This is a genomic window from Acidovorax sp. KPB24-03 (assembly GCF_057546605.1).
Genome location: NZ_BAAJYR010000042.1, coordinates 1 through 22,501, shown reverse-complemented (window position 1 = coordinate 22,501; position 22,501 = coordinate 1). Strand labels below are relative to the sequence as shown.

The window sequence follows — 22,501 nt, the reverse complement described above, 5'->3', positions numbered from 1 at the left end:
GAGCAGCTTTGGCTGCATGCGCAGAAGGACCAACTCGTCGAGGTCGAGAACGATGAAGACCACTGGGTGGGTCAGGACCGCCGCAAGACCACGACCGGGACGAGACCAACGTCATCACCGCGACCGGACGGAAACGGTGGACCGCAATGAGGACATCACGGTCCACAACAACCGCACCGAGCGGGTGGATCATGACGAGCGGATCAGCATCGGGGACAACCGCCGCGAGGACGTCGGTATCGACGAGACGGTAAGCATCGGCAAGAACCGGACAAAAACCATCGGTCGCAATGAGAAGGACAAGATCGGCAACAACTGGTCGATCAAGGTCGGCAAGTTCAAGACCGAAACCATCGGCATCGCCTCCATGCAGAACGTGGGCATCGGCCGCATGGAAAACGTGGGCGTGGTCTATAACCTCAACGTCGGCGCGATCATGGCCACCATCGTGGGCAAGACCCAGACAGCCAAGATCGGAGCCGACAAGAGCACCACGGTGGGTAAGAAATACGAGCTGACCGTAGGCGGCGGTTTTGGCGGCGTACCCGGAGGCGATGGAAATGCCAAGCACATCCAGGCTCCCAGCGATGAGGGAAGCGGGAGCGGCGGTAGCACGTCCAGCATCACCATGGAACCCGACAGCATTACCTTCAAGGTAGGGCAAAGCATGATGGTGATGAAAGCTGACGGAACTATCACCATCAACGGACAAGACATCGATGTCGTCGGCTCCAAGCACATCGGCGTGGAATCCAAACGCATTGATCTGAACTGAGCGGCGCCATGAACGGTCCCGACTTGCTGATGCCTGCGCCAGTGCAGGCGGCTCCTCTGGCGGAGGTGCGCAACCACACTGCCTTTGAGAGCCAGTATTTCCAGATGCTGGACACCAGCGATGAAGTGTTCCATGTGCTGGTGAGCCGCATCACCTATGACCTCACGCGATTGGCCGACGACCGCTCCCCGCAACTGGCGCTGGCTCAAGCCCCCTTGATCGACGCGGACCGGTTCTACGGGTTGCCCAATACCAGCAGCTGCATCCAGGAGAGCGATTACGCGCCCTACAAGCCGCAATGCGACATCCTTTTGGCCAACGCAACAGCCTATGCACCTGAAGGCCAACCTCACCAACGATGGCCGGTGGGCGTGCGCATAGGGGATTGGCAAAAGGTGCTCGCGGTCACCGGGCCGCGCCAGATGAAGCGCGGTTTGCTGGGTTGGAAGGTCACCGAGCCGGAAAAAGTCAACCAGGTGCCTTTGCGCTGGGAACTGGCATACGGTGGTACCTGCCAATGGCCCCAGCAACTGGCGGAAGGTCACAACCCGGAAATTTGGGCACCCTACGACCCCAATCCCATCGGCTGCGGCTGGGTGGATAAGGCCTGGCTGAAGAAGAGCCATGTCAGCGAAGTCCCGGCACCTCAGATCGAAGTTTTCGATCTGCATTTTGATGCCAATGCAGCCAATGCCATGCGTTACGCCCCAGTCGGTGTGGGACCAGTGGGAAAATGGTGGAGCCCCCGAAGGCAGAAGGCCGGCACCTATGATGCAACGTGGAAAGAAAGCCGGTGGCCCCGTCAGCCTCTGGATTTTGACTTCAGCTACTGGAATTGTGCCCCGCAGGACCAGCAGATTCCTTACCCTCAAGGCGGAGAAGAGATCGTCTTGGCGGGCCTCACGCCGGAACAACGCCTTTTCCAGTGTCTGCTGCCCAAGCCTGCGCTGCATGCGGTGGTTCGCCTGCAACTAGGGCCTGTCCTGCCGCTTCCCATGCGGCTGGATACTTTGGTTTTCGACCTTGAGGCAATGACGCTGAGTTGCATCTGGCGTATCCACGTGGCGGCTCAGTTTGGCGTGCGTGTGCTTGAACTCAGAAATGGGACGGCACCCATATGAGTCCACCGCTTCCATTTTGGTCCGAGGACACGCCCGCGACGAAAACGGCGCGGGTGAAACCCAACGATTTTGCGCGTCCGGGTCCCATCGGCAATTGCGTCGGATGCATTCTGCCCAAGACCAGCCCCTCCCTCAGTGAGCCCAACGACCAGCCGGAGACAAAGGAAGAGAGTTGGTGGGAGTGGTTCAAGCAAGGCGTCAAGGACGCCGCGCAATACTACAAAGACAACCTGTCGGAACCACTGCACGAATTCGGTGCGAATGCCATGGACACGGGCGGCAAGGTGGCGATGGCGGGAGGGGTCACAGCAGCAGCCGGTGGCGCAGTGGCCGCCACGGGGATTGGAGCGCCAGTCGGCGCGGGCATGGCGACCGTAGGCGGTGCTACCGCCACGGCGGGCGGTGTCGTCGCTGGTGTGGGTGCCGGTACAGACTCGGCCGCCACCGCATTGGACAGCGCTGCGGACTGGGTGATCACGGGCGAGACGCCGGACATGGTGCAGCCTGCCCTGGAGTTGGGCGAGCGATTGCTGACCGGCATGGTGCTCAAGAAAGTGCCGGGCGCAGGGACTGGCGCAAGAAGCCAGAAAAGCAATCGGACCGGCGGGGCATCACCTCCCCCTGGAGGATACATACCGGGCACGGGTGGCCCCTGCATTGTTGGCACCTACGATGACATCCGCAATAAATGTGGTCCGACCCAGCAAGCCCACCACATCATCCCCGACACCTTGGCCAGAACCAGCAACCGGGCTCAAGGCAGCAAGGGCATCGGACGCATCCCGGGCATGGCGACCTTCGGCGGCGGGCCGTCGATCTGCCTGCAAGGTAATGCTCGCACGGAGGGCTCGGAGCACAATACAGCGCACCAGTGCGACGACGAGTTATGCCAGGCGGCGAAGCGAACGGATAACGGCCCCGTCGGCACCCTGCCGGTCAGCGAGGCGGTGCCGGTGGCGATGAAAGCTGCTATTGCGGCGAGGCCCGATTGCAAAGCACAGATTGAAGCCGAGGTCCGGAAAGCGTATCCCAATTTCGAAAATGATAATCGCTCTATGAATGGAGCGGGTAAGCCACCCGAAGGTGAGGCGAAGGCGCATCTCGAAAATGGTGGTCGAAGCGATAAAAATCGTAACACGAAACGGCGTTAAAAATATGGCTAAAACGACTTGGACTTTCTCGACAGCATTTGGAATTGGAGACAACCAATTCTATGTTGCTGCGAAAGCTGACATTTACGATCCATTCGAGAAATTCACTTGCCTCTATCACTGGAGCCCAGAACTCGCTGAAATGGAAGGCAGCACGGAACCTTGGGCCTTTAAAAATGTGGACTGGCGTGCAGTCTCGGTATCTGGCTACTTTCCGTCAGACACAGACGATTGGTCGCGGATCGCACTCTCTGAAGAGGGGGACGCGATTTCAATTGGCGGAGGGAGTCTTGTCGCAGAGAAAATCCCCGGCGCTGGCGTTTTCAGCGCTGATGCCGAAGGCTGGGGATATCTGGCCGATATTCAGCAGATAGGGGACCGTCTCTATGCCTGCGGGTACAAAGGGCAGGTTTACAAGCGGCAGGGCCCGAACAACTGGCAGCACATGGATGCGGGCTTGTTGCAGCACCCCAGAACAACCAGAGAGCAATGCATCGCCCTGTCGGTCATCAATGGCCCGCATGAACGCGCGATCTATGCCGCAGGCTATCAGCACGCAGAATGGTTGCCCCCCAAAGCCTTCTTCTTCGATGGTGCCCAATGGCGCGAGATCGAGTTGCCCCCGGTGGCAGACCGCATCGTCAATATGTATGTGGAGTCGGAGGCACGCATCTGGATGTGCGGGTCCAATGGAACCTTGCTCCTGGGCAATGCCGAGGACGGATTCAAGAGCCTGTCGTCGGTCGATGACAACCAGCTCTTCACATCGGTGTGCAAGTTTCAGGACAAGATATATCTGGCTTCCAATATGGGACTGTTTGTCTATGATCCGGCTGATCACGGCGCAGGTATTCAGAAGGTAGTGACCGATCTCCAGCCGGATTTGCAGGATGCCAACATCGTGGACAGCTACGACAAAATCCTCTGGTCCATCGGACCCAAGGACATAGCCCGTTTCGACGGCAAGCGGTGGGAGCGGATCGACCATCCGGACAATCCACCCATTCGGTAATCGAACAATTCTCAATACCATGGCCAATGAAACCGCTACCGCCAAAGACGCACGGTTTGTGCTGGTGAACCTGGTGCCGGACGTGTGTCTGACGCCCAGCAAGAAGGGCTATGCCGTTCCCTATGTGATTACCCACCAGATGGACCAGAGCGAGCAGTGTTCGCCCAATGTCTTCTTTCGTGGCAAGCCTGCCTATCTACATAATGAGAGTTATGTGGACAATGTGCGTGGAGATGAGCCAGGTGGAGGTAAAGGTGTCGTCAGTGATACCCATGTGCAAATCAGCCACAACATCGACAAGAGCGCCAGCGTCTATGTGAATGGTCGCCCGATCGTTCGAACAGGCGATCGCGTTTGGATGAATTGGCGAAAGCCGTAATTGACGACTACCCTGGACAATATGCGACATGCCTGTGCCGGATTGGCGCGATTAACAGGCTGGACCCGGATCATGAACATGAAACCTTTTGCGCCAGATGGAGAAAATCCTCTCTTGCAAGGTATGTACGGCATTTGCCGCAGTTACATCAAGAAACTGGGCCTGCCGGTGTGGATCGTGCGTTTTCGACGCGATAACCGCAACGTCGGCTTACGGTATTTCTACGATCACCGTTACCGCAGCTCCGAAGCCGCGTTGGAAGCCGCCAAGCTCTACCGTAACGAGCTTTTGTTGACCTACCCGCCGGTGCCCAGCCGGTTGGTTCGTCAGCGCCTCATGAAGAACAACACCAGCGGTGTTGCTGGTGTCACTCTCGTCCGCACCACGACGGGCGATTACTGGACGGCAGCCACCCGGTTGCTTAGCGGCAAAACATTGACCAGCCGGTTCGCCGTCAAAATCCATGGCGAAGACGTGGCCAAGCGGCTCGCTATAGCAGAGCGCTATCGGCAGTTGCAGCAGGTGGACTACCCCCGACTTTGCGATCCGCAGGCCATGCGGTTCTTCATCGATGCCGAGCCGGTGCCAGCCGTTCGGTTCATCGAAACAGGCGGCGACGCCGTACCCGGAAGCCCAACTGAGATATTGGGGCAGCCAACCGATAGAGCCTAGCAACCCATCGACCCGCTCACCACCATGCCCATGCACAACCCGCCCCATCCCGGAGCCGCACTGCGCGAAGACGTGCTGCCCGCCCTCGACCTGAGCGCGGCGGCACTCGCCCAGCACATCGGCTACTCGCCCCTCCTGCTGTCCTCGATCCTGAACGGCCACGCGCCGATCACCGCCGATCTGGCACACCGGCTGGAACTGTCCGGCCTGGGGGCTGCACGCCAGTACCTGGCCGAGCAGATCGCCCATGACCTGTGGCACGCCCAGCAGCAGGCGCACCCCGCCATCACGCCGCTTGCCATCAAGCCTTAGCCGCTACCGCCCCAGATACACCGCCGTGATCTGCACCCGCTCATGGCCCAGTTCCCGGCTGATCGCCTGCCGGGCCTCGGCATCCTGAACACGCTGCGCCGGGGTCAATAGGCGGGACGTGGGCCCGCCGTCTGCGGGCGCTGCCCAGCCCGTCAGCGCCGCATACCGCGCCTGCGCGAACCGATGCCGCAGCCCATGCATGTGGCTCAGCCCTGCCGCCTTGCACTGCCCGTCATAGGTGTGGCGCTGCTGGATATAGGTCTTGTGCGCCGGGATCAGCGAACCTGCCCCGGCCAGGGCATGTGCCGCATCGAGCACCGTGCGCTGCTGCGGCGTCGTGATCGGGATGCAGCGCTCGCGCCCGCCCTTCGTCCATGACCCCTTGAGCGCCACGTGATCGCCGCGGTCCGCATAGCCCGGCTGAAACTTGATCGCTTCCTCACGGCGCAGCCCGAACGCCTCCTGCAGGCGCAGGCTCATGCGAACATGGGCATCGCTCACCCGGTCCGGCCCATCGCCCAACGCGCGCGCCTTGCTCTCCTGGCTCACATGGCGGCGCTCCGCGATCCCCAGTTGCGCATTGTCCGCAGCGATGAGGCCCGCCTTGCCCACCTTCTCCGCCCACCAGCGCAGATGGGCCAGCCGGTTCTTCAAAGTGCCCGCCGACAGCCCCTCGGCCTGCCAGCGTTCGAGCAGCTTGTCCACATGCCGGCCCTTCAGCGAAGACGCCCGCATCTGCCGAAACCCCGCCTCGCGCAAATGCCGGGCGGCCAGCGACAGCGAACGCTGCCGGTCCGCCTGCGTCGCATGGCTGCCGTCGCGGTTGCGCTGGCACAGTTGCCGCAGCGTATAGGTCAGATCGTCCATCGCGGTCCTTTCGCGGGAATTGGTCATGTCACGTCGTGTCGCTGGTTCAGCGCGCGCCGACGTGGTTATCGTCTGAGGGCAAATCCGGTCAGTGTTGATGCCAATCCGCCAGCAGGCGGAATCCCCGAAGGGCTAGGGCCAGGTGCTCAGAACACCTCTTGCCTCCGATGAGGCACCCGCCTCGCTTCCTGTGGGAAGCCGGAGCGGGGGAAACCGGCGCAAGGCCGGGATGACGCATGCGAAAACGCCGGGATGAATACCTCCTGTGAAACTGAAGAACGGGGGGATGAAAAAAACCGATGGGCAGGCTGCGCCAGACCGAGGACAAAGGCATGGCCGCGCGGCGTGCGCCGGGGCCGGTGAAGCGGACAACGCACACGCGGTGCGGGTTGGAGGGAGGAAGGCAGAGAGCCGGATGGACACCCTGCCACGGTAAAAAAACAGGCTCTCCCCATGGGCCGGGGCGGCGCGCGCGACGAGCCAGTGCGTGCCAGGACGGTTCCACCCCCGATGGGGGCGCAGCGCGTGCGGGAACCTGCGCTGCTTGCGGGCCGCCGAATGGGTACGGCGGGGCAGTTGCAACGTGAGCGGTGCATGGGACATTGCACCCGTTGCTCCGGTGTTGGAAACCCGCCGGAAGGTCACCGCTGCGCCAGTATGCCGGGCCATCGTCATGCAGGCCGCAGGCAATGCGATGCTGCGCCAGACCGTATTGTTGCGGCAGGGGGCCGGGTCGTCACTGCGGCGGGCAGTGACGACCCGGCTGCGGCAGCGCTCGATCATCGGGGGGCACGCCGGGCGCGCCAGTCCGGCTGACCCCGGCGTGTCGGTACGGCAGCGCGAGCCTGGAGCGCTATGCACCGGACCATCCCATGGCCAGAATCGGTGCGCATGCGAGTTGCTGCGGCAGGCCCGTGTCGGGCAGCCCGAGATTGGCGCGAATCTTCGCGCGCCATGCCCGCGCCGCCTCGCGCACGGCCGGCGTGACCTGGGGGGCTTGCCTGCGGTTTGGAACCGGGACAGAGGCAGGGACGACAGGCATGGGGCGAGGCGAGGCCGCATCGGGACGTGCCGCCGTTCCGATTGGCGCAGCAGGTGCGCAGGCCGGCTTGTCCGCGCATGCGGCGCTGGCCCGCGGCTTTGCCGCAAAGAGACGGAATTCACCCTTGATCGCCCTGCCGATCAGCGCAAACAGGTAGCCCACCGGCCGCAGCACCTTGCCGAGCAGGCAGCGTGCGGACCATTCGTCCAACACCTCCTGTTGCCGGTCGGGGGCCACCCGCCGCAACTGGCGCAGTACATCGCGCTGCTGGTCTGCGGCGAGCGCGCCGAAGGAAGCCGGCAGATCGAGACCGCCTCCATCGGCCCGGTTCGGGACGCCGTTCGGGCACGGTACGTAAGTATTATTTTTATTTATATTTTTACGTACCGTACGCGCGAGCGTGTGCGCGAGCCGCCCGTGCGACCGGCTTTGCGGGTTGTCGCGGGGGGGCTCCTGTCCGGGTGGCCGGTCCAAGACGGCAAGTTCGCTGTCATCGCCTGCGCAATCACCGCAACCGCCTTGCGGATCGTCATCATCATCATCATCATCATCATCGCCGCCATTCTCGCGCCCATCGTCCCGCTGCCGCAGTGCCCCGGCCTGGGCGATCAGGTGCTGCGGGAGCCGGGCGAGGTCTTCGGGGTGTCCCGCCAGATCGCGCAACGCCTGCTCGGCAATCTGGCGCACCGTGATCGTCGGATGGTCCAGCGCGTGGTCCAAAAGGCCGATCCACGTCAGGTCACGCCCGAGCACTTCCGCGAACGACAGTGGCCGGGTATGGACGACATAGTGGTTCACCCGGACCCTCCCGGTCAACGGATTGCGGATGTGTGCATCGATGTGAATCCAGCGTGTCAGCCGCAGGATGGTGAGGCAGCGCGAGACGGTCTCACGCGAGGCCAGTTCGCGGTCGGGGACGCAGGACAGGAACTGTTGCAGTTCGGCATAGGTAACGCCGCTGACGCAGCCGCTCGGATCGGCACCAGCGTGCAGGATCATCCAGGCATTGCGCTCCAGCGGCATCACGCGCCGGTCGCGCAGCAGGGCGAGCGGGACAGGGAGCAATGGCAGCTGGGCGGATACGTCGCCGCTGGCGATGGTGACGGCCTTGGAAGGCTCTTGGTTCGTCATGTCGGTTCTCCTGATGGCATCGGCGATTCGCCGGACGCCGCCATGAAGGACGACACGAAGCGCCGGGGCAGCGAACAATGCGGACTGCGACAAACCCGGTTTGTCGCAATCGGGGCAGTGGTCGGCATCCGCAGATGCAGCGCGCGAGGCGCGACCGAGACCCACAGTCGCCCAAGGCCACCGGACCAATCGATGGTGCAGCCCTCGGTGGCGTGCCATGGAAGGACTGGCGCAGTATCCGCGGAGCGCAAACTCGTCGGTGGCGCTGGTGAGGCCAACCGTTCTCGCGCGAGGCCATCGGAAAACCGGACCGCAGAAGACCGGCGTGGCGGTCGATGGAATGCCAGGTGACGAAAAGCCTTGCCAACATCCGGCAGGTAGTACACAATGCAGTCCGTTCAACAGCGAGGTGTTCCCAGAACCCGTGTTGAATCAACGGCTTAGGAAAAAAGCGGGTAGCTTGTTACCCGCTCCAATTTCCAAAAAAGGGGAAGCACAGCTTCCCCTTTTTGCCAAGGGAAGCAGGTTTGGCGCGGTAGCAAAGCGGTTATGCACCGGATTGCAAATCCGTGTAGGTCGGTTCGACTCCGGCCCGCGCCTCCAGCACTGATCGCGAAAGCGGTTTTGATGCACGGAACAAGAACATTCGGTTGTTCTGGTTGAGTGGTTAAAATTGGTGCTATAATTTGAGTCTTGCTAGGTTGGTGTAAATCAATCCAGTGACATGCGGGAATAGCTCAGTTGGTAGAGCGCAACCTTGCCAAGGTTGAGGTCGAGAGTTCGAGACTCTTTTCCCGCTCCAATTTATGATCTACAGACTTCCACTGACGTCTGTAAGTCGTTGAAAACAGGGGCTTTTGCCCCTTTTTTCATTCCAGTGACGTCCATTGAAATCCGCCTGCATCCAGGACTTTTAAGTCCATTTTTAAGTCCATCAATACGGACGCGGCGCAGACCGGATTGTTGCTGGAGGAGCGAGGTCAAAGAGACAAGCATGTAGCCCTGACGCGAAGCTCAGGAGATAGCATGGCACTCTCGGATATGGCCGTCCGCAACGCAAAGCCGAACGGCAAACCCTACACACTCAGCGATATCGACGGGCTTTGCCTCGCAGTCTCTCCGACCGGGGGCAAGGCATGGCACTACCGTTACTACTGGGTCGGCAAGCAAAAACGCATGTCGCTCGGAACCTACCCGGAAGTGGGGCTGCGAGAGGCCCGTGCATTGCGCGACGCAGCCCGTGCTCTGCTGGCCAAGGGGATCAATCCCCGCTCGGACCGCAAGCAAAAGCGGCAGGCCGTGCGCCTGGCGGACGAGAACACCTTCAAGGCTGTCTTCGACAAGTGGGTCATCCACCGTTCTCTGAGCCTCAAGGAAGGCCGTCAAACGACGCTTTCGCAGATCAAACGGGTTTTCGACAACGATGTTCTGCCCACCCTCGGGAAGACGCCCATCTACGAAATCCAGCGGCCTGACCTGTTGGAGGTCGTTGCCAAGATCGAGCGGCGCAAGGCCCTGAGCGTTGCCGAGAAAGTGCGCACATGGCTGCGCCAGTTGTTTCGCTACGCCCTGATCGTCGTGCCCGGACTGCAACAGAACCCGGCGTTCGATCTGGATGTCGTGGCCATGCCGCAGCCTCCGGTTCGCCATAACCCGTTCCTGCGCATGGCCGAGTTGCCCGCGATGCTGCAGCGTCTGCGCAGATACCACGGCAGACTGCAAACCCAGCTCGGACTGCGATTGCTGATGTTGACCGGGGTGCGGACGGGGGAATTGCGCTTCGCGACCCCGGACCAGTTCCATCTCGATCAGGGCCTGTGGATCATCCCACCCGAGGTCGTGAAGCAATTGCAGTTGGAGATGCGCAAGGAGGGCAAGCGACCCGCCGACATTCCCCCCTACATCGTGCCGTTGTCGGTGCAGGCCGTGGAGATCGTCCGGCACATGCTGGCGAAGTTCAAGCCTGCGCAAAAGTACCTGTTTTGCCACTACAGCGACCTGAAAAAACGCATCAGCGAAAACACGCTGAATGCCGCACTCAAGCGCATGGGCTACACCGATCAACTGACCGGCCATGGTATCCGGGGAACCATGTCCACCGCACTGCACGAAATCGGTTACCCGAAGGTCTGGATCGATGCCCAGCTTTCCCACACCGACCCGGATCAGGTGAGCGCCGCCTACAACCATGCGGAATATGTGGAGCAACGTCGGCACATGATGCAGGACTGGGCGGACCGGCTCGATCTGTTCGAGCAGCATCAGGTCGAAGCGGGCAGCATGCGCCTGACCCTGCATCTGGAGGGCGTCCCGGAAGTTCTGCATGAACGCTCGCACCACGATGCGCGCGTGGTGATCGCACCAACGCCGGTACGGCTGGTGAGCAGTACGCCTCAGACTGCGCCAACCGTGCCGGACACGGTGCGCCGCTTGTCGGCCATCGCGGGCCCGAGGGAGCAGTCCGCGTTGTCCGACGCCCAGCGCCAGCGCAACGAGATGGTGGACATCTTCAATGCGCCGCATGTTCTATCCGCTGCGGAGTTCGCCAAAATGGCGGGCAAGTCCCGCCGCTGGATCAGCTACGAAATCAGCAACAAGAAGCTCCTCGCGTTGAGCATGGGGAACCTGGGCCAGCGGGTTCCCGATTGGCATTTCGATCCGCTCAAACACAGGCTCATCCAGGCGGTTCTCAAGCATGCCGGTGATGCCGACCCCTGGGAGATTTACCGGGTGCTTTCACAGCCGCATGACCTGTTGGATGGGCTGGCCCCCGTGGAGGGCGTGACACCGCACAACTTCCATGAAGCCGTCATGGCCGTGTGCTTCACTTTGAAGGAGAAAGCGCCCAACGCGCAATGGTCGGCTTAGGTGACGGACTTTCCCGCCAATTCCTTCCGGGCGCTGCCATCCGGCGCCGCTTCGCTCACGGGATTGGACAGATAGGGGTTGTCGGGCGGCACGTCCTCGAACAACCGCTTCGGCTCCGTCAGCATGTAGCCATGCAAGCGCCGGGACTTGCGTGGCCCCGTGACCTCGCAAGTCCAGATGTTCAGGCCGCTGTCCTGCTTGCGATGGAGCTGCAGTTTCTCGAAGCGTTTTTGCACCCACAGCCAATCGGCCACCTGGTCCTGCTTGGCCAGGACTGCGACGTGCGGGTGCTCCTGCGCATAGCGCTGGAAAACGCCCGGGCTGACCAGGTAAGCGGTGCCAGCGACCGTGTGCACCAGGGCCTTGGCATCGTTGATGATGAGCGTGCGTCGCTCGATGTGCCGACGAAGCCAGCCCATGAAGTCCTCGCCCGATGGTGCCTGTACGGCTGTTCCTGGGGTGCGTGACGGCACGGGGCTGCTGTCCGTGGGCGGGTTCCTTGGGGTCGGTTGCGACAGTGCTTTCGCCGCCTCGGTTGCAACGGGTTCGACTGCCGGGGTTTCCATCAAGGCCAGGAGCGCATCCACGCCGTCGCCTGGGGTTGGCAGCACAGGCGGGACTTTCGTCAGGGATGACGCTGCAGCAATTGATGGCGATGGACCGGAGACAGGAACGGCGTGCGAGTTTTCCGGTTCTGCGGTTGGCGTTTCCTGGCACGCTGCCGGTTCGTCCAGAACCACCTCTACCGAGCCCGCGAACGGCTCGGGTCGTTCGTGACCCTCCCAGATCAGCGCCGGCGCAAGCCGCAGGAGCGTGAAGGCATGAGACCACCCCGCGTCGCTGGTCACCGTCGCCTTCCAGATGGCTTTGCCATCCGCGGTGGGCTGCAGCATGCCGTGGTCCTGGAGGACGTTGAAGACGGCGGTATTGTTGGCCGGAATGCCATCGATGCCCTGCGACAGCAAGTGCGCGCGCAGCTTGTCCGACACGGTTTTGCTGACGAGCCATAACGCCTCCTGCGTCAGCCACCCGTCCGAAGCCTGGGGCTGGTTCAGCCGGAGTTCCTCCTTGAGCAGGTAACGCAGGCCGTCCAGTAGCTTGCGCTGCAGGGCGTGTTTGGGTGCGGCCATCGCCTTGCCAGGATCGCCGCCCAGTTCCTGGGCGACCGAAGCGCGATCGGCCTGCGTCACGATTTCCCCCAGCACACCGGCATGCTCGTACTGGCCCGCCAGCACATACAGCAGCGCGGCCCAGAGGGTCGGATATCCGCTGAGCCAGTCAAGGATTTCGCGGTCCAGCAGCTGGCGATAGAGCAGGCCCGCCGCCGCTGTGTGCAGTCGGTATTCCCGGTCCTTGCGATACCGGAAGCGGTAGGGTTTGCGCAACGGACCATGCCAGGGATGCCAGGCGCTGCCGTCCGCATGCTCGACGTCCAGATCGACGGCGATCTTGCCGATGTCATGCAGCAGGGCCGCGTAGGCGGTGGCGGCCGTCCAGGCTTCGGCTTGTGCTGCCTGGTCCTCGGGTGTCGCACCCGCTGGCATCAGGTGCGACTGCCGCAGCTTGAGCGCGTAGGCGACGATCTCCAGGCCATGATCGAGCATGCCGCCGGGGTAAGCGTGGTGATGGCTTTCCGACGCGGGGAACTGCTGGACCAGTTCTGCATAGCGCTCCAGGGGGCCCTGGTACAGCGTGGTGAACTGCTTTCGTGAGAGTGAGGTGCGCTGCCAGATGTGTTCCAGCAGCTTTTGCCGGCGCGGGGTGGCGAGCAGCGACGCGGCGGGCTCGGGGCGGGTCAGCCCTTTTCCTTTTGGCGCAGCGTCCTGGTGCGGGGCCTGTGCGGGTGGCGGAGGGCGTTTTCGTTGAAACAGCGCGAACATGCGATCCCTTGAGTTCGGGGCGGGATGGGCCTTTTCCTTTTGCAGGTAGGGCCATTCCCCTTCGGGCCCATTCCCTTGCCTTTTGCCCTCATCCTTTTGGTATATCGCGTCGTCCCGTGCAAATCTTTGAAGAAAGCGGCGTGCAGTCAACCCACGAACTGGTCTCGAACACGTCAGCCGGTTGCGTTCGTTTCAATCAACGACTAAATTGCAGTCATTGACTAACGAGGTGATGCAATGATGACAACGATGACCATTCGGAACATTGATGAGCAGCTCAAGGGACGGCTCCGTATCCAGGCCGCCATCCATGGCCGCTCCATGGAGGAAGAAGCCCGGGACATCCTGCGTGCCGCTCTGTCCAAGGAGCCGGAACGCGCGCCCTCGCTGGTGCAGGCCATCAGGGCACGTGTGGAGGATCTCGGAGGTGTGGAAATAGAATTGCCAGCACGTGAAGCCATCCGCGTGCCGCCAGAGTTCGGCGCATGATCGTTCTCGATACCAACGTCCTGTCGGAGACTCTGCGGGCGGCTCCGGAAGATGTGCCTATGGCCTGGCTCGACCGGCAGCGCCGCTCTGCACTCTTCACGACCACCATATCGCGTGCAGAACTACTCTACGGTGTGCATATATTGCCGGATGGGCAACGAAAGACGGCTTTGTTGGAGGCCGTCAAAGGAATTTTCGTCACGGACATGGCTGGGCAGATCCTCGGCTTCGACGACGATGCCGCTGATGCCTATGCGGAAATCTCCGCATCACGCAAGGCGGCAGGAAAGCCTATCAGCCAGTTTGACGCCATGATCGCGGCAATCACAAAATCGCGGGGAGCCAGTTTGGCGACACGCAACGTCAAGGACTTCCTGGACTGTGGCATCCAGGTGATCAATCCGTGGGGAAGCTGACGGTTCGGACGGCGAAGGAGGATGACCATGACCACGCAGTCACACACTTTTGGATGGACCTACCGGCTGGGCAGAGGTGCGTCTCATGCCTGGCGCAGCTATGCCCGCAAAGAGCATGGGGCAGCAATATGGTTGGTTGAACATGGCATTCCAGCCGGTGGCACCAGGGCGGTGGTTTGGATGCTGAGGTTACTGACGGTTGGCGGCATCGCCTACCTATCCTTCTGGCTCGCTTTGCTACTTGGATGCCTCGTTGCGGTTGCTTGGAGTGCCGGAAGCTCTGACGACGAACAAAAAAGCGCCAGAACTGCGCGATGGTATTTTTGGGTTCGGCCTCTATCATCGGGATGGATCACGAATTGATCCTTACGATCCAGACGATGATGGTTAGGCGCTTCCTCGTCTACAAGACCGTTTTCACCAATGTGTCGCCTGTTTTGCTCCCTGCTGCCTGTGCGTCTTTGGCTCCTGTCGCCAGGTACTGTGCCATACCACCGACGCGAACGCCCGCCCAAGTCAAAGCGGTGATCCAAACCCCCGGCAGCACGACGAACATCGTCGCCATCACGAAGTTCAGCAGCATGTCGCCGAACGCATTGTCCAGCCCCATCGCGAGATTGAAGTTCGTCATCGGGCGGTTCCACCCCCAGCCCCAGCCATAGAGCGCATCCAGGATCGTGCTGTCGATCCACCGTGCCAGCTGGAACCAGAAATCCACGAAGTACAGCGCGAAGAACACGCAACTGCTCGTCATCAGCACCTTGAGATCGTAGGTGCCGATCATCAGCACCATCGGGATGCAGATCACCAGCGCCATCTTGAGCAGCGACAGCACCATGGGCAGGGCCTGGCGCAGCACATCCATCGCCGGGAAGAAGCCCGGCGCACCCAGGGCGAGCCCCACGTTGCCCGCCCCGCGCGCCAGATCGTTGAAGAACGTCTTGTCGATCTGCCCGCCATAGTCCGTGTACACCTCCCCCTGGTTCAGCTTCTGCTGGCGGGGTGCCGCAATCGCCCGGATCACCGAATCGTCCAGCTCGCTGCGGGACACGAACCCCGCATAGTTGGCCAGCCGCGTGAGCAGCGTCGGGCTCACCTGGGCCAGGAGCCGCGCCCGCAGACCCGTCTCACTATCCGACCACCACTGGCGGCACGTCGGGTAGCCCCCGCCGCTGGCGACTTCGGCCAGGCCCGCATCCCGCTCGGCCTCGTAGGGCCATCCCTCGCGCGGCGTGCGCGACCGATAGCGGTCGTAATACCCCGCCGTGTCCACGAAGAACCGCGAACCGATCCAGGTCACCTCGTTGCCCTGCGCCGCGTCCAGATCGGGCCGCTGCATGAACAACCGCGCCCGCGCCGGCCCGTAGCAATCCTTCGAGAAATCCGCCACCTCCTGGGCCAGCACCGGATCGTCGATGCGCGTGGCATCCACCTCCATCCGCATCTGCCGCAAATCCGTGCCGCAGGGAATCGCCGCCACCGCCGCGCCCGTCACCGCCTTGCTCATCGAATGCAGGAAGAACCACCACACCGGCACCTTCGCCGACTGCTCGTTCAGCGTCGTGAACGACTGGCTCCAGCCCGTCTGCGCAGGCGTGGGCACCGTCGTCTGGCACTGGGTCGAGCGCGATGCGTCGAAGCGGATCGTGGACAGATCCACATCGATGAACGGGATGCCCCCGAACAGCACCACCACGATCGCCACGAACACCCGGTTCTCGATCCGCAGGGCGCTCAACACCCCCTTGTTGCCCTCGTCGGCCCCTTCGGAGCGAGCCTTGAGCCACTCCTGGATCACGATGGTCAGGAACGGGATCGCGAACACGCCGCTGGCGACCAGCGCGTTCCAGATTCCGTTGTGGACCAGCCAGCCCACCAGCGTCAGGTAATACTCCAGATAGTCCGTCGTGTAGAGCGTCATCGGCCGATCCCTTCGGTGTCAGCGTGCCTGCAGCAGCAGGCTGCATTCCAGTGCCACCAGCGCCATGGCCGCGGCGATTTCGGCACGCAGGAACCGCTGGTGCGCGTTGCCGTCCGGCTCGCGGGCGCACAGACGCCTGCGCATCCATACCCATCCCCAGCCGGACACCGCATACAGCGCCAGCCGCCATGCAAAAAACCACACCGCCTGCTCCTGGAGCCAGCGGTCCCATTGGCTGATGCTGCCGAGCATCCGGATGCCCACCAGATTGGCGACGACGGCGACCGCGATCACTGCAGCCGCCCACAGCAGCGCCACTGCGGCCCGCCAACCCGGCAGCCAGCGCAGTCGCAGCCACGCGGGCATCATGGCGTGCCCCCACGCGGGGGCGGCTGTTGCAGTTGATCGAGCCGGTTGCGCGTCGGGTCGCCCTGATAGATGCCGCGCGATCCCGCTGCACGCGTGCCGTGGCGCTGGATGATGGCCATGGGCGCGTTGTTGGCGAGCTCGCGGCGCAACTCCAGTTCCGTCTTGAGATTGCGGATCTCGCGGTCCAAAAGGTCGCTGTCCTGGCCTACCGCCTGCTGGGCCAGTTCGTTGGCGGCCACGTTGGGCTCCATCCGCCCGGTCAGCAACGTGCGCTGGAGCAGCAACGCCTTCTCCAGCACGCTCGCCAAGGCCACTTCGGAGGCCAGTCGCCGGGCCAGAACGTCCTGGTCCGGTTCGTCGCGCAGCGCCTCGATCACCCCCCGCGTCACGGGCAGCGAGCCACTGCTCGCGGCTTGCAGGTTCTCGAAGCTCGTCGGCTGGCGACCGGCAATCAATTCCTGCAGCACCTGCAGCTTGGTGTCGTATTCCTCCTGAATGAGGGGCGTCAGGCCGACGCCGGGCACGGTCTGGGTCTTGGTGCAACCGTCGCAAGTGCGCTGTTCCTGCTCGCCCAGCACCCGCGTGGCCCATTCGACGGCCGCTTGCGGGGACGACCAGGTCTCGCAGGCCAGCCGGTTGCCACAGCCAGCGGCATCGATGGGCGAGGTGTCCTCGACCCCGCGCCCGTTCACCAGGTTGTAGCCCGCGCGCGTCACGTCCGCGACCACCCGGATGGGTGCCTGGCCGGCACCACCGGCATTGCGCCCGCCCACCCAGGGCACGCCGTCCTTGCCCCGATGGCGTTCCGCCTCGTCGATGGCCGAAACCGCATCGGTGCTCGCCACGGCTTTTTTGAGGGCCATGCCTTCGGCCAGCTGGCCCCAGCCCAACTGGCCGCCCGCCATGTCCGCCATCCGGTTCGCGATTCCGCGGCAGGTTGCCTTCGAGCGGTCGAAATCCAGCCGCGCCTGCAGCACTCCGTTCGTCAGCAGGTTGTACAGGCCCGGATCGGCGCGCTGGATGATCAGCGCCGGCAGCGACGCCACCGCGCTGGTGGCGTTCTGGATCACCGACGACATGATGGTCTGGAACCCGTTGGTGACCCCATTGAGCTGGTTCTGGATCGTGGTCGCGATGTTCATGTCGCCGCAGATGAGATTGCTGTTCCAGCCGACCCCGACCCCGATCGAGCGCATCTGGGCGGCACTGGTCATGGACACTGCGCGCCCCCCGCCGATGCTGTAGAGCACATCGTCCCCGATCACGCTGCCCTGGCGCTGCAAGCCGTACTCGCTGGCCTTGTCGCCAGCCTTCTCGCCGGTCTGATCGGCGCTCTGGGCATCCGCGCCGACATGGAGAGAGGCCACCGCCATCGCCGTGACCAGGGCGAACGTGCGCGTCGAATGAGAAACCGTCATGGCCGCAAGCCTCCACCGTTGAAATCCACGCTGCCCAGGAACACCTGGCCCCGCCGCTGGCAGCAGCTATAGGGGCGCCACAGCGCCCAGGCGTAGTCGCCACGCGGGGCCTGCACCCGGGTATTCGAGTGAGGGAACACCGCACAGGTGGGCGACAGGGCAGGGGTCAGTTCCTGCCACTTGCCCGTGGAGGCACTCCCTTCGATGAGTTCGCCGGCCGGCCAGTAACCGGCGCGCGGCGTGGAGAGCATCGGCTGATAGACATGCGGCTGTCCGCGCCGCGTGACGACATCGCCGGCCCGCTGGGCCACCACGGCTCCGCTCTTGTGGTCGTCCGTCTGGTGCAGGAAACCGCCCCGCGGATAGACCGCACCCCATAGATTGAGGGTGGTGCGAGCGCCGATCTCCCGCATGCCGGGGATCAGTGCTTCGGGATAGACCGCTTCGGGCACGTTGTAGCGCCAGGCCACGGTATCGAGCGTGCTGATCAGATAGGGCATGAAGGCCGTGCCCGCGCCCTCGCAGCTATACCCGGAGGCGCTGGCAAAACGGCCGAACAGCGATCCGCCCGGATGGCCGATCACATCGGCGTTCTTGAATCTGGAGAGATTGTTCTCGTTGCTCTGGTTGGTCGTGCCGTCGCCGCCCGCGACTGCGGTGGGATTGGGCATGCCCATCGCACGCACCTCCACCCACGGGTTCTCGCCCGTGTTGGCATAGCTCGACACGACGGCATCCGGCACGTAGTGACGGACCTTCACCGAGGAGCGCACCGTGCAGCCCGACTTCGAGCAGCGCAGCCAGTAGCAGATGCCCACCACCCGGTACTCCAGGCAATCCGGCGACAGTGCGGACGCGGCGATGGTGGCGGTGTCCAGCGCCAAGGCGGTCGAAGCCATGCCCAGGAGGGCGGCAGCGATCCCGGCGCGCCATGGAGGTCGGTGTTTCATGGGTGGGCCTTTCGGTAGGCCGCGATGCGGGCGGACGCCTTGGCCACATCGGGCTCGCCATAGACGACGTAGCGCCGGTCCACGACCACGGCGGGCAGGGTGGTGATCCCCAGGCTCCAGGCATCGGCCACGCCCTGGTAGGCCGCTGCCAGTTCCCGCTGCAACGCCTCGCCACCTCGGTCCAGGCGTTCTCGCGCAATGGCCTGCGCACGTTGTGGATCGGCCGGCAGTTGGGTGCCGATGCGGGATTCGATCTGGCTGGCGGCATCGAGGTGGACAACGGCCACCTCCGGGGAAACGCCGACCAGAGGGATCGACTGCAGCGTGAAGACCTTGACCTCTGCGGCCTGGGCGAAGGTCGATGCGAAGGCACCGGCCAGAGCGATGACCGCCGTGAGCAACGGACCTCCCCGCAGGCTTGAACTTGGCCGAACAAAAACACTGGGCATGGTGAACTCCCGCACAACGGACGCCTGGGATGGCACCGTGCAGTTCACTGCGAATCGGCGGCGGGGTCAGCCAACAATCGGGAGTCCGAGGCAACCGGATTGCCGCTGCCGATCAAATCCAGGGCAGACAGCAGCGCATCTCCCTCGACCTGTCCCTGCAGCAGCAAAGTCTGCCCGCTAAGGGTGTCGGTCACTCGCACGGTCGGCGTGGCGACCACGCCCTCGCGCGCGCCTGCCGCCGCTTGCGCCTGAACGGCGGTGCGGCCCCGGCCGCTGTCCAGGCAGTCCTGAACGTCAGGCGTGGTGCCGGGATAGCGCTGGCCGTCCTCCAGACCCTGGCCGCCGCCACGGGTGTTGCGGTAGATCCACGCCACGGCGTCCCAATAGCCGCTGTGGCCGTGGGCCTGTCCCACGCATTCCGCCAGTGCCGCCAGGTTCGATGCCGCCGGTTCGTGTGTCGGCAAGGGAAGGTGGTGCCATTGAAGGCGGGTGTCGGGATGCCGGTCGATCCAGTCCTTCAGCGCCGGAAAGTAGGTCTTGCAAAACGGGCATTCGAGATCCGCATAAAGGGTGAGCGCGAACCGCGCCTGCATGGGCCCATGCACCCAGGGGCCGCCGCTGACCTCCATCGGGTTGTCACTGCGCGCGTCTTCCGCAACCCGGTGCTCGTCAGAGCCGCCACGGTGAAGCCCGATGTAGAGCGTCAAGGAGGCCAGCAGCGTTCCGGCCACAAGGGCGAGGGCGGGGCGGCGATAGCGAGCAAAGCGGGGGTGCGGCATGGTGCGTTCCGATCTTCCCGGCGCGGAGATCGCGCCCGAAAACCCAGTCAAACACACGGTCCCGCCACCATGGACCAACAAAGCGAACTGGCGGATCTCCCGATTGGCGGGCCTTGCGCTATCGGGTCCGGTTCTGTGGCAGGGGCGGGTTCAGCACCCATTCCCGGCGTTGCTCCAGGGCAAGCCGCCTGGCCTCTTCCTCGCCATGGCGTCCCACGGAAAAGCACTTGCGCCGAACCTTGCCGTCGGACGTCGAATACTCCGCAATCCAGTATTCGCCGGTCCACACCCCGCCGCGGCGCATCGTCCGGGTCCACCGATAGCGGTACACACGACGCTCTGGGGAATGTGGTGTTGGCAACCGCTCGCTGCGGTCCTTGCGAAGGCGGGGAATGGCCGAACGATCCATGTCGGGGAGTTCATGGCCTCGGCGGGGTTCACCGTCAGGATGGCGAACCATCCACCCATCCACGGTTTGGAGCATCTGGTGCCTGGCCTCGATCGCCAGTTCCTTGGCACGCTCCTCGCCGAACTTCTTCACTGCAAAGGATCGGCGCTGTGATTTGCCGTTGGCCAGATACACCGTGGCCGACCAGCGAACCCCTCCCGGCTCAACGCTTCTTGAGACGCCTGGTACTCCGGAGGTGTTGTTCTTGCGGACGATGGCGCTGAACTCCCGCCGGCTCAAGGGGCGGATGGTCCGCAGCAATTCGTCGCGGTAGGCGAGCGCTGCGGCCTTGGCGTCTTCCACGCTGCCGTGATCGGCAACCGCGAACTCGCCCTGAAAGCGCTGCCCCTGCCGCACCAGCATGACGGACCAGCGCACCAGCATACCCTTGGAGAACCTGGGCGTGAGGGCATAGACCTTTGGGTAAGCAGCTTGCGTCATGGGTAAGAAATCGCAGGAATCGCATGTGCTGACCCGCACGCGCGTCTTGGAGGATGCACGTTCTTCGACAGCGCTGGACAGGGCATCGTCGTGAACCATCCCAGGCCCACTGCGTGAACGTGGCACGTCACTCGCTGGCGATGCGAAGCGACTGGATCGTGCGTGACCAGAGGTCGTGATCGGCCTGCAGCACGTCGCGCACTTGCAGCGGCGACAGGGAGGCATGCACCATGCCCAGTCCCTTGAGCCGGTCGGCCACTTCCGGCAGTGCGATGACGCGATGGATCTCCTGGTTGAGCAGGGCGCGGCGGCTGGCCTCCAGCCCGCGCGGTGCGAACGCGCCGTACCAGTTGGTCACCTCGAACCCCTTGAGCGTTTCCGAAACGCTGGGAAGGTCCGGCAGCAGCTCCGAACGTGTCTTCTCGGTCACGGCAACGAGGCGCACCTTGCCCGCCTGGGCGTGGGGCAGCAGCAGCGAGGCCCCGCCGGCATACAGCTGGCATTCGTCCTGAACCAATGCCGCCACGGCGGGGCCACCGCCTTTGTAGGGCACATGAACGATGTCCAGACCGGCGGTCTTCGCCAGCAGCGCGACCGTGAGGTGGTTGTGGGTGCCAATGCCCCCGGTCGAATAGTTGACCTTGCCCGGATTGGCGCGGATGTAGGCCAGCAGTTCCGGGAAGGTGCGCACCGGCACGCTGGCCGAGACGGCCACCGCATTGATCGCATAGGCCAGCAAGGCCACCGTGTCGAAATCGTTCATGGGATCGAACGACAGGTTCTTGTAGATGCTGCCGTTCATCGCATGCGTGGACATGGCTCCGATTTCGAGGGTGTAGCCATCGGCGGGTGAGCGGGCGACCAGGGCCGCTCCCACATTACCGCCAGCGCCGGGCACATTCTCGACGACCAGCGCCTGCCCGCTGGCGGGAAACATGTGCTTGGAAAGCAGGCGGGCAAGAATATCGGTGGAGCCACCGGCCGGAAACGGGGAAACCAAACGAACCGGCTTGTTTGGAAATTCTTCCTTCGCGGCGGCGGCAAAGGGTAATCCGGAATTTGCAAGACAGAGCGCCAGCGCAACGCGGCGCGAAATGGCATGGGGCCTTTGATTCATTCTCTCCATATTACCTCCCTAATTTTATTGAGAAAATCCCAATGAAATTTTAAGGGGGTGAGTTTTTGAAGGGTGTCAAAGATTCCGAAAAATCGTTGCAATTTGTGAGAGGTTTCTCATTGGAATGGCTTTGTTGCATAAACCAGAAACAGGCCGAGATAACCCCTACCCCAGACGCAGCTACGCCACAGCAGCCGCAGGTACCGTTGTAGGGCGTCCCAACTGCGTGAAGCGATTGAGCAGTGCCACACGCACATGCAATTCAGTCACCTGGCGCTCGAACGTGCGTGCCATCACCCGTTCGCCCAGGCGTTTGAAGCAGTGCATCTTGGTCTCCGCTAGGCTTCTTCGGTGGTAGCCGCTCCATTTCTTCCAGATACCGCGCCCCAGCTTTTGGCAGGCCCGCAGCGCTTCATTGCGCACAGACGCTCCCTCCCAAGTCTCTTTCCATGGCTTTGCGTTCTTGCGCGGGGGAATCACCGCCTGCGCCCCCC

The 22,501-nt window shown here is 63.1% G+C and carries 21 protein-coding genes, 2 tRNA genes and 2 pseudogenes; 13 read left to right on the top strand and 12 right to left on the bottom strand.

The annotated features are described in order from the left end of the window. From AC27KI_RS08045 to AC27KI_RS08015, 7 genes and pseudogenes are all read left to right on the top strand, one after another. Window positions 1-775: pseudogene (locus AC27KI_RS08045) on the top strand (bacteriophage T4 gp5 trimerisation domain-containing protein); the annotation flags it as partial. Window positions 776-783: 8 nt separating this feature from the next. Beyond that, the gene (locus AC27KI_RS08040; RefSeq protein WP_487113361.1) at window positions 784-1,896 is read left to right on the top strand and encodes a DUF2169 family type VI secretion system accessory protein; all 1,113 of its coding nucleotides are present in this window, start codon (window positions 784-786) and stop codon (window positions 1,894-1,896) included. Window positions 1,897-1,949: 53 nt separating this feature from the next. Continuing rightward, complete coding sequence (locus tag AC27KI_RS08035; RefSeq protein WP_487113359.1) at window positions 1,950-3,047, top strand: hypothetical protein; 1,098 nt, start codon at window positions 1,950-1,952, stop codon at window positions 3,045-3,047. Then, complete coding sequence (locus AC27KI_RS08030) at window positions 3,004-4,059, top strand: hypothetical protein (RefSeq protein WP_487113357.1); 1,056 nt, start codon at window positions 3,004-3,006, stop codon at window positions 4,057-4,059. Before AC27KI_RS08035 ends, AC27KI_RS08030 begins: the two co-directional genes overlap by 44 nt. A 19-nt stretch (window positions 4,060-4,078) precedes the next feature. Then, complete coding sequence (locus AC27KI_RS08025; RefSeq protein ID WP_487113355.1) at window positions 4,079-4,438, top strand: DUF4150 domain-containing protein; 360 nt, start codon at window positions 4,079-4,081, stop codon at window positions 4,436-4,438. Window positions 4,439-4,510: 72 nt separating this feature from the next. Beyond that, complete coding sequence (locus AC27KI_RS08020) at window positions 4,511-5,110, top strand: hypothetical protein (protein ID WP_487113353.1); 600 nt, start codon at window positions 4,511-4,513, stop codon at window positions 5,108-5,110. A 24-nt stretch (window positions 5,111-5,134) separates the two neighbouring features. Beyond that, complete coding sequence (locus AC27KI_RS08015; protein WP_272564218.1) at window positions 5,135-5,422, top strand: HigA family addiction module antitoxin; 288 nt, start codon at window positions 5,135-5,137, stop codon at window positions 5,420-5,422. 3 nt (window positions 5,423-5,425) lie between these two features. Here the strand turns inward: AC27KI_RS08015 and AC27KI_RS08010 are convergent, their stop codons facing one another. After that, on the bottom strand, window positions 5,426-6,289 hold the full coding sequence (locus AC27KI_RS08010; protein WP_487113351.1) for a phage integrase N-terminal domain-containing protein: 864 nt from the start codon (window positions 6,287-6,289) through the stop codon (window positions 5,426-5,428). An 853-nt stretch (window positions 6,290-7,142) separates the two neighbouring features. Continuing rightward, window positions 7,143-8,462, bottom strand: a complete 1,320-nt coding sequence (locus tag AC27KI_RS08005) for an STY4528 family pathogenicity island replication protein (protein ID WP_487113349.1) — start codon at window positions 8,460-8,462, stop codon at window positions 7,143-7,145. Between the two features lie 529 nt (window positions 8,463-8,991). Between AC27KI_RS08005 and AC27KI_RS08000 the strand changes: the two genes are divergently transcribed. The 3 genes from AC27KI_RS08000 to AC27KI_RS07990 all read left to right on the top strand — a co-directional run bounded on the left by AC27KI_RS08000 (window position 8,992) and on the right by AC27KI_RS07990 (window position 11,330). Continuing rightward, window positions 8,992-9,065 (top strand) — tRNA-Cys (locus tag AC27KI_RS08000). 123 nt (window positions 9,066-9,188) lie between these two features. After that, window positions 9,189-9,264 (top strand) — tRNA-Gly (locus tag AC27KI_RS07995). A gap of 224 nt (window positions 9,265-9,488) precedes the next feature. Further along, window positions 9,489-11,330 (top strand): tyrosine-type recombinase/integrase, encoded by a 1,842-nt coding sequence (locus tag AC27KI_RS07990; protein WP_487087385.1) that lies wholly within the window; start codon window positions 9,489-9,491, stop codon window positions 11,328-11,330. On the opposite strand, the gene mobH is transcribed toward AC27KI_RS07990, so the two are convergent. Beyond that, window positions 11,327-13,210 carry a MobH family relaxase gene (gene mobH / locus AC27KI_RS07985; protein WP_487087387.1) on the bottom strand — a complete coding sequence of 628 codons (1,884 nt, stop codon included), beginning with the start codon at window positions 13,208-13,210 and terminating at the stop codon, window positions 11,327-11,329. The genes AC27KI_RS07990 and mobH overlap by 4 nt on opposite strands. A gap of 240 nt (window positions 13,211-13,450) precedes the next feature. Between mobH and AC27KI_RS07980 the strand changes: the two genes are divergently transcribed. Genes AC27KI_RS07980 through AC27KI_RS07970 form a run of 3 tightly spaced genes read left to right on the top strand, consistent with a single transcriptional unit; the run spans window position 13,451 to window position 14,478 of the window. Next, a complete protein-coding gene (locus AC27KI_RS07980) occupies window positions 13,451-13,699 on the top strand; it encodes a FitA-like ribbon-helix-helix domain-containing protein (RefSeq protein ID WP_487087389.1) in 249 nt (82 codons plus the stop codon). Next, window positions 13,696-14,115, top strand: a complete 420-nt coding sequence (locus AC27KI_RS07975; protein ID WP_487087391.1) for a PIN domain-containing protein — start codon at window positions 13,696-13,698, stop codon at window positions 14,113-14,115. The genes AC27KI_RS07980 and AC27KI_RS07975 overlap by 4 nt, the downstream gene beginning before the upstream one ends. A 21-nt stretch (window positions 14,116-14,136) precedes the next feature. Next, window positions 14,137-14,478 (top strand): DUF3742 family protein, encoded by a 342-nt coding sequence (locus AC27KI_RS07970; protein ID WP_487113347.1) that lies wholly within the window; start codon window positions 14,137-14,139, stop codon window positions 14,476-14,478. Between the two features lie 40 nt (window positions 14,479-14,518). On the opposite strand, the gene AC27KI_RS07965 is transcribed toward AC27KI_RS07970, so the two are convergent. The 9 genes and pseudogenes from AC27KI_RS07965 to AC27KI_RS07925 form a co-directional block, all read right to left on the bottom strand. After that, the gene (locus AC27KI_RS07965) at window positions 14,519-16,036 is read right to left on the bottom strand and encodes a conjugal transfer protein TraG N-terminal domain-containing protein (protein WP_487113345.1); all 1,518 of its coding nucleotides are present in this window, start codon (window positions 16,034-16,036) and stop codon (window positions 14,519-14,521) included. Window positions 16,037-16,054: 18 nt separating this feature from the next. Further along, the gene (locus AC27KI_RS07960) at window positions 16,055-16,354 is read right to left on the bottom strand and encodes a hypothetical protein (protein WP_487113343.1); all 300 of its coding nucleotides are present in this window, start codon (window positions 16,352-16,354) and stop codon (window positions 16,055-16,057) included. 47 nt (window positions 16,355-16,401) lie between these two features. Next, window positions 16,402-17,685 (bottom strand): annotated as a pseudogene (locus tag AC27KI_RS07955) (integrating conjugative element protein); the annotation flags it as partial. Window positions 17,686-17,819: 134 nt separating this feature from the next. Beyond that, complete coding sequence (locus AC27KI_RS07950; protein WP_487113341.1) at window positions 17,820-18,773, bottom strand: TIGR03756 family integrating conjugative element protein; 954 nt, start codon at window positions 18,771-18,773, stop codon at window positions 17,820-17,822. Continuing rightward, window positions 18,770-19,222, bottom strand: coding sequence for a TIGR03757 family integrating conjugative element protein (locus AC27KI_RS07945; protein WP_487113339.1), 453 nt, complete (start codon window positions 19,220-19,222; stop codon window positions 18,770-18,772). The genes AC27KI_RS07950 and AC27KI_RS07945 overlap by 4 nt, the downstream gene beginning before the upstream one ends. A 44-nt stretch (window positions 19,223-19,266) precedes the next feature. Beyond that, on the bottom strand, window positions 19,267-20,001 hold the full coding sequence (locus tag AC27KI_RS07940) for a DsbA family protein (protein ID WP_487113337.1): 735 nt from the start codon (window positions 19,999-20,001) through the stop codon (window positions 19,267-19,269). A 118-nt stretch (window positions 20,002-20,119) separates the two neighbouring features. Then, window positions 20,120-20,989, bottom strand: a complete 870-nt coding sequence (locus AC27KI_RS07935; RefSeq protein ID WP_487113335.1) for an AP2/ERF family transcription factor — start codon at window positions 20,987-20,989, stop codon at window positions 20,120-20,122. A 28-nt stretch (window positions 20,990-21,017) separates the two neighbouring features. Further along, window positions 21,018-22,007: a Bug family tripartite tricarboxylate transporter substrate binding protein gene (locus tag AC27KI_RS07930; protein ID WP_487113333.1), complete on the bottom strand. Its 990-nt coding sequence runs from the start codon at window positions 22,005-22,007 to the stop codon at window positions 21,018-21,020. Window positions 22,008-22,187: 180 nt separating this feature from the next. Then, window positions 22,188-22,501 (bottom strand): transposase (locus AC27KI_RS07925; protein WP_487113331.1); only part of this gene is annotated, 314 nt, incomplete at its 5' end.

Coding starts and splice junctions, on each gene's coding strand:
- AC27KI_RS08040 (WP_487113361.1), top strand. CDS start 784: ATGAACGGTCCCGACTTGCTGATGCCTGCGCCAGTGCAGGCGGCTCCT.
- AC27KI_RS08030 (WP_487113357.1), top strand. CDS start 3,004: ATGGTGGTCGAAGCGATAAAAATCGTAACACGAAACGGCGTTAAAAAT.
- AC27KI_RS08025 (WP_487113355.1), top strand. CDS start 4,079: ATGGCCAATGAAACCGCTACCGCCAAAGACGCACGGTTTGTGCTGGTG.
- AC27KI_RS08020 (WP_487113353.1), top strand. CDS start 4,511: ATGAACATGAAACCTTTTGCGCCAGATGGAGAAAATCCTCTCTTGCAA.
- AC27KI_RS08015 (WP_272564218.1), top strand. CDS start 5,135: ATGCCCATGCACAACCCGCCCCATCCCGGAGCCGCACTGCGCGAAGAC.
- AC27KI_RS08010 (WP_487113351.1), bottom strand. CDS start 6,289: ATGGACGATCTGACCTATACGCTGCGGCAACTGTGCCAGCGCAACCGC.
- AC27KI_RS08005 (WP_487113349.1), bottom strand. CDS start 8,462: ATGACGAACCAAGAGCCTTCCAAGGCCGTCACCATCGCCAGCGGCGAC.
- AC27KI_RS07990 (WP_487087385.1), top strand. CDS start 9,489: ATGGCACTCTCGGATATGGCCGTCCGCAACGCAAAGCCGAACGGCAAA.
- mobH (WP_487087387.1), bottom strand. CDS start 13,210: ATGTTCGCGCTGTTTCAACGAAAACGCCCTCCGCCACCCGCACAGGCC.
- AC27KI_RS07980 (WP_487087389.1), top strand. CDS start 13,451: ATGACAACGATGACCATTCGGAACATTGATGAGCAGCTCAAGGGACGG.
- AC27KI_RS07975 (WP_487087391.1), top strand. CDS start 13,696: ATGATCGTTCTCGATACCAACGTCCTGTCGGAGACTCTGCGGGCGGCT.
- AC27KI_RS07970 (WP_487113347.1), top strand. CDS start 14,137: ATGACCATGACCACGCAGTCACACACTTTTGGATGGACCTACCGGCTG.
- AC27KI_RS07965 (WP_487113345.1), bottom strand. CDS start 16,036: ATGACGCTCTACACGACGGACTATCTGGAGTATTACCTGACGCTGGTG.
- AC27KI_RS07950 (WP_487113341.1), bottom strand. CDS start 18,773: ATGAAACACCGACCTCCATGGCGCGCCGGGATCGCTGCCGCCCTCCTG.
- AC27KI_RS07945 (WP_487113339.1), bottom strand. CDS start 19,222: ATGCCCAGTGTTTTTGTTCGGCCAAGTTCAAGCCTGCGGGGAGGTCCG.
- AC27KI_RS07940 (WP_487113337.1), bottom strand. CDS start 20,001: ATGCCGCACCCCCGCTTTGCTCGCTATCGCCGCCCCGCCCTCGCCCTT.
- AC27KI_RS07935 (WP_487113335.1), bottom strand. CDS start 20,989: ATGGTTCACGACGATGCCCTGTCCAGCGCTGTCGAAGAACGTGCATCC.
- AC27KI_RS07930 (WP_487113333.1), bottom strand. CDS start 22,007: ATGAATCAAAGGCCCCATGCCATTTCGCGCCGCGTTGCGCTGGCGCTC.